The organism is Vibrio sp. V42_P2S4T144, assembly GCF_009904715.1.
Lineage (GTDB): Bacteria > Pseudomonadota > Gammaproteobacteria > Enterobacterales > Vibrionaceae > Vibrio > Vibrio alginolyticus.
The window spans coordinates 1-2340 of record NZ_WXWS01000676.1 but is presented as its reverse complement, the minus strand read 5'-3'; the positions used below and the strand labels follow the sequence as shown (position 1 = coordinate 2340).

The window sequence follows — 2340 nt, the reverse complement described above, 5'->3', positions numbered from 1 at the left end:
AAACAGCTAGAAATATTATTAGACCGTGACATTTTTTAATTCAACTCATGATCAAGTCGAATACACACTATGACTTGTGAACCACATCTTTATGCAATCTCTATTCACTTCTTACTCATTCACGACTGTCTATTTCGAAGGGGGGTGGTTTTGTCTCAGATACACCTGACTGAGAACACAACCCTAGTCCCGCTGACAGCGCACAGGAATTTTCAGAATTATTTTTTTCCGCACATGAATACGACGCGATAGCCATTCGATATCACTGACTGAACCTGAATCTGGCTCTTCTAAATACATGATATTAGGAGAGCAAAATGAAGAAACATCCAAGAACACCCGCTGGTCGTTTGAAAGAGTTATATGAACGACTTGAACGTGTGTCTGAACAACTCACCGAAGAGGGTGAATCATACGAAACGCTATCAACACAAGGCGACATGGTTAAAAAACTTAACCCGTTATTCACCGTTTACAAAGAGATCAAAGCAGAAATACGACTAATCGAAGACGCACAAGGCAAATCTGCAATCGGTAAAGAGCGTCTGAAGAAAATCGCTGCTGAAGCGAAAAAACTATCAGCCGAAGCAGACAACATCGGCGCTGCTGACAACACCGATATTCTCGATTTCTTGAGTTAGGAGTTTGAATGCAAGAACGACTAAGAGAAATCGCTGAAGAAGCGTATGAACGTGCATTCGAGTACGTCGAAGAAATTTATTCAGGTAGTCGTCCTAGTTCGAAACTCGTATTCAACGCAATTCAACGCTTTAAAAACGACTTAAAGCGTTGTGAAGATGAAAACGAACGTTTGTTCTGGGACAAAGAACAAGCAATCAAAGCACTTATGTTCTTGTCAATGTTGCCGCTAGTCGATGGTCAGTGGCAAGGCAAGCGACTAGAACTAATGCCATTCCATGCGTTCGTTGTAATCAACATCTATGGGTTCTGGGAATATCGAAACGATGATCCGAAACCATTCAGAAGATTTAGAAAAGCACACGTATCTGTACCTCGAAAGTCAGCAAAATCAACACTTAGTGGTGGTATAGCATTATACGAGACAATCATAGAGCAGGGTGCTCAAGTATTCTCAGCAGCAACCACTCGCGATCAAGCAAAGATGTGTTGGAACTCTGCGAAAACGATGGTAGCGATGTCACCGTTACTGAAGAAGATATTCGGTTCTAACAATCAGATGATCTATCAGCACGACGACAACTCATTCTACAAAGCAGTCGCGTCTGATTCATCGACTTTGGATGGTTTGAACGTCCAAATGGCAGTAATCGATGAATATCACGCTCATAAAAATGGTTCGCTATACGACATCATGCTTACTGGTATGTCGGCGCGTAGAAATCCATTGATCTTATCGATCACCACTGCTGGAGAAGATTTATCGTCGCACTGCCTGAAACATGAAGACTCATACATGAAGCCGCTGTTGAACGGGCTAATAGAAGACGATTCATTCTTTGTTCTTATCTACGGTATCGATGAAAACGACGACGTATTTGATGAGGCTACGTGGTGGAAAGCAAACCCAGCCTTGGGTATCTCAAAAGACATAGAAGATTTACGTTCAATCGCTAAAGAAGCGAAGCAAATGCCGTACAAACTGAGCGAGTTCAAGACGAAACACTTGAACGTTTGGGTAAACAGCAGTGTTGAATGGCTAAACATGGAATCGTGGGCGCGTTGTCCAGAATCAGTTTCTGACGATGAACTAATCGATAAGCCTTGTTACATCGGTGTCGATAAAGCGCGAGTCGGGGATTTCACATCGATTACAGCGATATTCAAACTTGATGATGGTACATACGACATACGAGCGTACAGCTTACTGCCGGAAGATAGCGTTGAAAAACAAACTGAAGAATACAAAGCATTACTGAAACGCTTTATTGCTGATGGATGGTTAACGTTGACTGATGGGAACATCATTTCTGATGAGGCAATTCTCGACCACATTCGACTGTTAATTAAAAAGTTTAATGTAAGAGAAGTTGCATTCGATAACTACGGTTCGACAAATCTGCAATATACGCTGCAAGATGAAGGTATTTCAGTTGTTGCATTATCACAGTCATCTAAAAACATGTCAGAGCCAATGAGCGAAACTGAATCGATGATATTAAGCGGTCGTTTGAGAAATCCAAGAAATAGCGTTCTTACTTGGGCACTAGGTAACGTCGTTTTAAAAAACGCAGAAGATAAGAACTTATATCCCAAGAAAGCACATGCAGATAAGAAAATAGACCCTGCAATGGCGTTATTCATGGCATTAAATCGAGCACTTCTAAATAAAGATATATCACTAGATGGGTTCTTAGATAG

General features: G+C 41.4%; 2 protein-coding genes. Both read left to right on the top strand.

Annotated elements, in window-relative coordinates:
* Nucleotides 1-317 precede the first annotated feature (317 nt).
* Complete coding sequence (locus CAG68_RS21800; protein ID WP_161441654.1) at nt 318-641, top strand: hypothetical protein; 324 nt, start codon at nt 318-320, stop codon at nt 639-641.
* 8 nt (nt 642-649) lie between these two features.
* On the top strand, nt 650-2340 hold a 1691-nt coding region (locus CAG68_RS21795; protein WP_161441653.1), incomplete at its 3' end, for a terminase TerL endonuclease subunit.

Excerpts from the sequence above, each read along its gene's own strand:
- CAG68_RS21800 (WP_161441654.1), top strand. The coding sequence starts at position 318 with ATGAAGAAACATCCAAGAACACCCGCTGGTCGTTTGAAAGAGTTATAT.